Source organism: Nocardia sp. PLKS1-43, assembly GCF_059510335.1.
The window spans coordinates 1-7897 of record NZ_JCAJZQ010000031.1; the positions used below are offsets into that span (position 1 = coordinate 1).

Here is a 7897-nt window from a genome sequence, read left to right on the forward strand (position 1 = left end):
CCCGACTTGTGTATGATTCGGCCGGTCACAACTCCGAACAGGAAGAACGCTCCAATATGGACCTCCTCAGTGGACTCGCCACCTACATCAGCAATATGATCTCTGCTCTCGCCAGCGGTTCCGGCGACTGAGCGACAGACGACAAGACGCTGACCGGCGGCTGGTTCACAGCACTTTCACAAGCGCTGGCTAGCCGTCGTGCAGCATGTATCCGGATGATGGAGGGTACGCCGGTGGAGCGGCCTCCGGAGCAGTGACGAAAGGGATCCCCATGGTGGTGCTCACCGCACCCAACCAGGAGACGACGCCGGACATTGCGGCTGCGACGTCCGGCTTTCGCTGGCGTCGGCTGTTCCTACCGGCTACCTACGGCTACGGGGCGCTGCTGATCCTGGTCACCGTACTGGTCTCGGTGCTGAGCAACTCGGCCCAGACCAGGGTGATGCTGCATGCCAGCACCAATCTGTACAACCTGCTACACGGCCACATCGGCACACTCTTCTCCAGTGCTCTGCTGATCGGCGACACCGATACCTCTCTGCTGGTTCTGCCGCTGTTGATTTGTCTGCTTGCCCTGGCCGAGGTCAAATTCGGGGCGAGCCGGCTGATTCGCATCTTCCTCGCCGGACATCTCGGGTCGACACTTCTGGTGGCGCTCGGGCTCTGGGTGGCGGTTGAGTTCCATTGGCTGCCGCTGGAGATCACGCATGCCGAGGACGTCGGAATCAGTTATGGCTCGATGGCCCTCATCGGTGCCTTCCTGGTGTTGATGCCTTCGCGCTGGCGGCCGACGTGGGCGATCACCTGGCTTGCGGTCGCCGTCGCCGGTGTGGCGATGGGCCGCAACTTCACCAATGTGGGACATCTGCTGTCGGTGTCCATCGGCCTGCTGGTGGGCCTGTGGTTGATCCGTGGCGGCCGGACTGTTCCGACGAGTTTCAAACGGATCGAGATCGTCCTGCTGGTCATCGCGACCGTGCTGGGATACACCATTCTCGTCGGCTGACCTTTCCATGGTCGGAACGTCGGCGGCCGCGCGGGCACAGGCCGAAGTCCGCTCCGCTCTCGCAGATCTGCGTCGACGGCACTGGTTGCCGGTCACCGTTGGTTATGTTGCGGCACTGGTCGCGGTCGCGATGATCTACGCGAAGGCCGGGCCGGAGGTTCAGGCCCGGATTCTCGCCGATACCAGCACCAATTTGCAGAATCTGCGGCACGGCCGCATCGGGACGCTGCTGTCCAGCGCGTTCGTCATCGGTGACACCGATTCCACGATCACGAACGTTCCGCTGCTGGCCTGCCTGCTGGTGCTGGTGGAGCTGCGGTTCGGTGCGCTACGCGTGATCTGGACCTTCCTGGCCGGCCATATCGGGGCGACGCTACTGGTGGCGGCCGGTCTGTGGGTGGGGATCAGGATGCACTGGTTGCCGGGCAGTCTCGGCGATTCCGAGGATGTGGGTATCAGCTACGGCGCGATGACGCTGTTCGGTTCGCTCATCGTGATCGTGCCGAAGGGGTCGCGGATCCCCTGGGCGGTGGTGTGGCTGGCGATCGCGGTGAAAGGGGTGGTCGACATCCGGGACTTCACCAGCGTCGGCCATCTGCTGGCCTATCTGATCGGGACCGGGATCGGGGTGCTGGTGATCGCCCGCGGCCGGCCCGGGGAGTATCGGATGAGCTGGTTCGACGTGGTTCCGCTGGTGGCCGCCTCGGCCCTCGCGGTGTCGTTTCTGCTGAATTGATCCTTCGGCGCGGATCGTAGGTGGCCCTTGCCGATACGGCTGTGCCGCGGTCGCCTAGAGTGCCTGGGGTGCGCCTCGTGATTGCTCGTTGTCAGGTCGACTACGTGGGTCGGCTCACCGCTCATCTCCCGATGGCTCGTCGTCTGCTACTGATGAAAGCGGACGGATCCGTACTCGTGCATTCGGACGGCGGCTCCTACAAGCCGCTGAACTGGATGAGCCCGCCCTGTTGGCTGGAGGAGCGCGAAGCCGCATTCGATGGCGGCACTCGCGGGGCCTCCGTGGTGACGCTCGCTGCCGCCCCCGGCCCTGACGCGAGCGCCGCGGGCTCCGCCAAGCTGTGGGTGGTGACCAACAAGGCCGGTGAGGAGTTGCGCATCACCGTCGAGGAGATCGAGCACGACTCCTCGCACGAACTCGGCGTCGATCCCGGTCTGGTGAAGGACGGCGTCGAGGCGCATCTACAGGAACTGCTCGCTGAGCACATCGAAACCCTCGGCGCCGGTTACACATTGGTCCGACGCGAGTACATGACCGCGATCGGCCCGGTCGACATCCTGTGCCGGGACGCCGATGGCGCCACGGTCGCGGTGGAGATCAAACGTCGCGGTGAGATCGACGGTGTCGAACAGCTCACCCGTTATCTCGAATTGCTCAACCGCGACCCCCTGCTGGCCCCCGTGAGTGGAGTCTTCGCGGCCCAACAAATCAAACCGCAAGCTCGCACACTCGCGACCGACCGCGGAATCCGTTGCGTGACACTGGACTACGATGCCCTCCGCGGCACTGAAAGCGACGAATTCCGCCTCTTCTAGCTCTCCACCCCGCTTCAGCGTGCCGCCGTGCGCCTCGGTTGCTTCGCCTCGGACCCGACGGGTCGTGTGCGGGGCGACTTTTGGCGTTCCAGGTGAGTTACCCGTGTGCTGACGAGAGGGAGGGCCGTAGGTCGCTGTATCCAGCGGCACCGTCGCACTTGCGGTAGCTCGGCAGCTATTCATCCAGAGCCGGACGTCGTTTGCGTGGCCCGATCGCGCGACAATCGCACATCTGTCAACATCGACCGAATCGTGCAGCCCTGCTCCTTCGCTCCTCATCTACCACCGCACCCAGCAGAGGCTGCATCCGCGCGAGAGGATTCCCGGCTGTCGGAGCGGGCGCGAATCATGTTGGCGTGCACGGAGTCTGGGGCGGCTCAACAATCCTGCAGGACAATGAAGTACAACCTGTCGCGCTAGATATTTATGTTGTGGGCGTCGAGAACCCCAGCGTATGCAAACATATATGCATGTATGGAGAGGCGTGCAATTGGAATTGCATACTGTCGGGTTCGGAGACTGCGCGGCCGCGGCGCTGCGAGCGATTCGGTACTGGCGCGTCCGATTGTGTGACGATTCCAGCGGGGGCTTGGCGAAGTGCGCGCGACGGTTTCATCGCGCAGCGCCGTGATCCGCTGGCGATCGCAGCCAGGTCGGGCAGGCAACTGGTGAGGGACTCAGGTGCTCTGCCACGTCGAGTGCGGGTCTGCCGGCCTCGAGGGGCCTCCTTCGGGGGATGGCGGCAATTCTCGGGCGTTGCAGCCAATTCGTCACGTGACCAGTGAGGATGTCGCGCGGTTGTGGCGGGCCGTAGCTCGACTCGTCAATGATCGAATCGTTCAACCGCTCACCAAAGCGCAATCCGACGGCTATCGAGCTCTTTCCGAGACCTCCGTTGCGGGAGCGAGGGAGCTGGGGAGGGAAGATTCGGCTATCTCACTCGATATCGAGACGGACGATTTCGGTGCGAGAAGCGTCCCTTTTTTGGATGTCGGCCCGGAAGAGTCCAATATGCCGACAAGACCGGGGCTGAGTTGGGTTGATGTTGAGGCCAATAGGAAGATGGCGGCCGAACTGGCCTCACGGCACGGGCTGGAGGTGGTTGGGTTCCATGCCCCAGGCATCGATACGCATACGGTTCGTGAAATTGTTTCTGCCACCGATGATATGTTGCGTAAATATCGAATGATCAACCTGAAAAGGCTCGAAATAGCCGATCTGAGTGATCTGTTTCCAAATAGGAAAGGGCTGAGTGGTGTTACTTGGCCCGGCCGCAGTGAGGATCATAATCATTCATTTCCAACCGATAAGATAGCGTTTTCGCTTCAGCGTGCTCGTAATCCGGGAGTGCACGCCGAGAAGACAAGAGCCGCAGTGGATGCTGGGCGCTATATTCCAGCAAGGATGTCGCGGCCGGTATACTCGACCATGGTGCATGAATTTGGTCATGCATTGGATAATGCTGGCGGATGGAGAGCTCATGATCGTGCCTTCTTCGAGTTGGCAAACTATTGCGCGAGAAATGGCATAGAAGATCGCTACACTTGGATAACGAGCCAGTTCAGCGGGTATGGTGGGGATTTCCTCGAACTACATCCGAGGGAGGCGCTGGCCGAGGCTTTCCTCGATGTCGAGCTGAACGGATCTCGCGCCACGGTAGGTTCACAGATATTGCATCAACTACTGTTGGAAGAGGCGCAGAGGCCCCCGGGAACCTGGTAACAATGAGTGGGGCGATGAGACGCGTCCACGGGACAAGGGAGAATTCCGGTGAGTAGTGAAATATGGCCAGAAAATATGTTGCGTCGGAACTTCGACGAATGTTTGTCCGCAGCCCTGACGGGCCGACCTCCGCGATCCCATACGGGCCTCGGCCCCGAGGTGGTGGATGTATTGTTTGCGATAGCTCTACAGTACCCTGTGGTCAGCGATGATCTGGTCAGGAAGGCGCGGAAAAAATTTGCCGACGAATTGGCTGCACATCAACGACATTGAGTCTTGTTCAATGCAGTCAGTGATCCTACCCGTTCGCTGAAATCATTTGTCGGCCGGTGTCCTGACTGCCGCCTGCAGGCGAATAGATGACACCGTCGACAGCATTACCCGAGTGTCACTCGATGGTGTATGGATTCTAACGGTGTGCATGACTCATCGACTACGAGTCGGACATTACAGCACAAGCGGATCCGATGTCGGCAGCACGTGAAGGATTCGTGTGCCGTTGACACCCGACGCGGCAGAACCGAATCACAACAACGTAAGATGCGGCCCGAGGTCGCCCATGTGTTCCCGCCTCTTCGGATTCCGCGGGACGTCGAGTGCGCGGAGACTGGAGTATCGGGTCGGCGGTTGAGAGCTGATCGCGTGTCGGCCGTGCTCGGGATGACCCATGCGCTCGCGAAATCAGTTACTGATTTGAGGCATCAGCTCTGGACCGGCGCACTGGCCGGTCTGAAAGTAGTCCGGTCGTACAGCGGTGGTGAGGCTCTCTGGTGGTGAAAATCACTGAGTGGCACGCTGTCTCGCTCAGCTCCAGCGGCGGGTGATGGTTCTGGTGTGGCGGCCTCGCCAGCATCCGGTGTGCCAATGGCGGCGGTCGTCTTCACTGCCGGCCGCGGCCCAGGCGACGATATGCGCTGTGCCGGGGGCTATTTCGTGATCGCAGCCGGGGCAGCGGTAGGGCTTCGCCGCTCGGGAAGCCGGAATCGTGCGCACCACATAGGTTTCCGAACCGCCGGGGCCTTCCTCGGTGCGTCCGAAGACGTCGCCGAGCGGACGCGGGCCCCGCTGGGACCGCGCCGACGAACTCCTGGGACTCGGTTTCCGGCGGGGCATGACGCTATCGAGGGTAACTCGTCCGCAACGTAAAGAAGGTCGCCCCCTCGTGCGAGGGGGCGACCTTGGAACGGATATCTGTCGCCCGGGTGGGAGCAGGATTGTCTAGCGTGCGACTTCCGCGCTCTCGCGCTGTTCTTCGTCGACGACCTCATCCTCGGCATCACGCAGCTCGGGGATGGCCTTCTGCTGGCGTCCGGACCCGGACTGCTTGCTGTTCAGCGACCGCGGTTCGGGGGCGCCGTCGAGCAGTTCGCTCTCGCGGTTGACCGCGGCGAGCATGGCCGGAACGGAATCGAGCTGGCCGCGAATTCCCAAGAGCTGGGCCAGAACTCGACCGCGCAGCACGCGCATTTCCTCGGCGAGTTCCTTGGCGTGGGCGATCTTGCGGTCCGCCTGCTGGGTGGCGTTGCTGACCAGGCGGTTGGCCTCGTCGGTCGCTTCCTTGATGCGCTGGGCGGCGTCGGAGCGGCTGGTGGCCTCGAGCTCCTCCATGGCGCGGGTGAGCTTGGTGCGCCGGTCGGCCATGCTGACCTCGAAGTCCTGCTGCGCGGCCTTGCGCTTGGCCTCGGCCTCCTTGGTGAGGCGATCGGCCTCGGCCGTGGCGGCCTCGACGATCTTGGCGGACTCGGTCCGCGCGTTGGCGAGGGTCTGCTCGAACTCGATCTCGAGCGCCTCGCGCTTCTCCTTGGTCTCGGCCAGCAGCGACTCGTACTTACCACGCATCTCGGTGGCCTGCTGCTCGGCGATGGAGACCATCTCGGCGGCCTCGGCCTGGGCCTGCGCGCGCACCTCGGAGGCCTCGTCGGAGGCCAGGCGCAGCATGCGCGAGATGCGGTCGCTCATGCCCTCCGCGGTGGTCGGGGGGACCGACAGGCGGTCGACTTCCTTACGCAGCTCATCGATTTCGTCACGCGCATCCTCCAGCTGGGCGGCCAGGTTCCGGGCCTGGGCAGCGGCGGCATCGCGGTCGGTAGCGGTGACCCTCAGTTCGGCATCGAATCGGTCGAAGTAATTGCGAACTTCATCGCGGTCATACCCCTTCCGGACCACGGTAAAGGGCAACGCGACGAAGCGATTGCGATCGGGCTCAGTGGACGACATGCCCCACAAACTACCGCTTGCGCGCGTGCCATGGTGACCCGACCGCGAATGTCGTTACGACAAGTTTTCGCGGTCGGATTGCGGTACTAGTGAGTAGGATTCGCGTTCGGCTCGACGAGCTCGATGAGCACACCCCCAGCATCCTTCGGGTGCAGAAAATTGATGCGTGAGCCCGCGGTGCCCGGACGCGGTGCATCGTAGAGCAGGCGAACGCCCCGGTCTCGAAGATTGCTTGCCACGGCATCGATATCGGTCACCCGGTAGGCGAGCTGCTGCAGGCCGGGACCGTTCCGATCGATGAATTTCGCAATGGTGGATTCGTCGTTGAGAGGGGCCAGCAACTGCAGAGCAGTCGACCTGTCTCCGGCAGCGGGCAACGACAGCATTGCCTCGTGCACCCCCTGGCCCTCGTTGACCTCACGGTGCGTCTCGATCATACCGAGCTTTTCGGAGTACCAGGCCACAGCTGCGTCGAGGTCCGGAACGGCGATGCCGACATGGTCCACGGCGATCACATAGTCGGCGGGAATGAATTCGGTCTTTTCGGATGTGCTCACCTTTGGAACGGTAGCGCGCACCACCATGGTGCTGTCGAGACCGGCCGGGTTACCGTGGAGTATCGAGCGGGCTCGCCCCGCCCGTACGCTGCATCGACTCCAGAAGTGAGGCTCATCGTGACCACCACCTCCGTCATCGTCTCCGGCGCCCGTACACCGGTCGGTCGGTTGCTCGGTGGGCTCGCCGGATTCTCCGGGTCCGACCTGGGCGGTTTCGCGATCAAGGCCGCGCTGGAGAAGGGCGGTGTGGCGCCCGAGTCGGTCGACTACGTGATCATGGGTCAGGTACTGACCGCGGGTGCGGGGCAGATTCCGGCCCGGCAGGCCGCTGTGGCCGCCGGTATCCCGATGGACGTTCCGGCCTTGACGGTGAACAAGGTGTGTTTGTCGGGTATCAACGCAATCGCCTTGGCGGATCAGCTGATTCGAGCCGGTGAGTACGAGATCGTCGTGGCCGGCGGGCAGGAGTCGATGACGCAGGCGCCGCATCTGCTGGAGAAGAGCCGGGAGGGCTTCAAGTACGGCGATGTGACGTTGCGCGACCACATGGCCTTCGACGGGCTGCACGACATCTTCACCGACCAGGCGATGGGCCTGCTGACCGAGCAGCGCAACGACGTCGACCACGTCAGTCGCGAGGATCAGGACGCCTTCGCCGCTGCCTCACATCAGAAGGCGGCCGCGGCCTGGAAGAACGGTGTGTTCGACGACGAGGTGGTCCCGGTGTCGGTGCCGCAGCGCAAGGGTGAGCCGCTGCTGTTCGGGCAGGACGAGGGCATTCGCGCGGACACCACCGTGGAGTCGCTGGCCAAGCTGCGGCCGGCGTTCCGTAAGGACGGCACGG

The 7897-nt window shown here is 62.9% G+C and carries 8 protein-coding genes; 5 read left to right on the forward strand and 3 right to left on the reverse strand.

Features of this window, described 5'->3' with window-relative positions:
* The first annotated feature begins 253 nt into the window (after positions 1-253).
* The 4 genes from AC5WS7_RS40355 to AC5WS7_RS40370 all read left to right on the forward strand — a co-directional run bounded on the left by AC5WS7_RS40355 (position 254) and on the right by AC5WS7_RS40370 (position 4279).
* Entirely contained in the window at positions 254-1006 is a 753-nt protein-coding gene (locus AC5WS7_RS40355) for a rhomboid-like protein (RefSeq protein ID WP_495959943.1), read from the forward strand.
* Positions 1007-1013: 7 nt separating this feature from the next.
* Positions 1014-1742, forward strand: a complete 729-nt coding sequence (locus tag AC5WS7_RS40360; protein ID WP_495959944.1) for a rhomboid-like protein — start codon at positions 1014-1016, stop codon at positions 1740-1742.
* 68 nt (positions 1743-1810) lie between these two features.
* A complete protein-coding gene (nucS, locus tag AC5WS7_RS40365) occupies positions 1811-2557 on the forward strand; it encodes an endonuclease NucS (RefSeq protein WP_495959945.1) in 747 nt (248 codons plus the stop codon).
* Between the two features lie 774 nt (positions 2558-3331).
* Positions 3332-4279, forward strand: coding sequence for a hypothetical protein (locus tag AC5WS7_RS40370; protein ID WP_495959946.1), 948 nt, complete (start codon positions 3332-3334; stop codon positions 4277-4279).
* Between the two features lie 804 nt (positions 4280-5083).
* On the opposite strand, the gene AC5WS7_RS40375 is transcribed toward AC5WS7_RS40370, so the two are convergent.
* The 3 genes from AC5WS7_RS40375 to mce form a co-directional block, all read right to left on the reverse strand.
* A complete protein-coding gene (locus AC5WS7_RS40375) occupies positions 5084-5392 on the reverse strand; it encodes an Rv1322 family protein (RefSeq protein WP_495959947.1) in 309 nt (102 codons plus the stop codon).
* A 105-nt stretch (positions 5393-5497) separates the two neighbouring features.
* The gene (locus tag AC5WS7_RS40380; protein WP_495959950.1) at positions 5498-6496 is read right to left on the reverse strand and encodes a hypothetical protein; all 999 of its coding nucleotides are present in this window, start codon (positions 6494-6496) and stop codon (positions 5498-5500) included.
* 86 nt (positions 6497-6582) lie between these two features.
* Positions 6583-7080 (reverse strand): methylmalonyl-CoA epimerase, encoded by a 498-nt coding sequence (gene mce / locus AC5WS7_RS40385; RefSeq protein ID WP_495959948.1) that lies wholly within the window; start codon positions 7078-7080, stop codon positions 6583-6585.
* 90 nt (positions 7081-7170) lie between these two features.
* On the opposite strand from mce, the gene AC5WS7_RS40390 reads away from it, so the two are divergent.
* Positions 7171-7897, forward strand: a 727-nt coding sequence (locus AC5WS7_RS40390) for an acetyl-CoA C-acyltransferase (protein ID WP_495959949.1), incomplete at its 3' end; no start/stop codon positions are given.

Coding starts and splice junctions, on each gene's coding strand:
- AC5WS7_RS40360 (WP_495959944.1), top strand. CDS start 1,014: ATGGTCGGAACGTCGGCGGCCGCGCGGGCACAGGCCGAAGTCCGCTCC.
- AC5WS7_RS40375 (WP_495959947.1), bottom strand. CDS start 5,392: ATGCCCCGCCGGAAACCGAGTCCCAGGAGTTCGTCGGCGCGGTCCCAG.
- AC5WS7_RS40380 (WP_495959950.1), bottom strand. CDS start 6,496: ATGTCGTCCACTGAGCCCGATCGCAATCGCTTCGTCGCGTTGCCCTTT.
- mce (WP_495959948.1), bottom strand. CDS start 7,080: ATGGTGGTGCGCGCTACCGTTCCAAAGGTGAGCACATCCGAAAAGACC.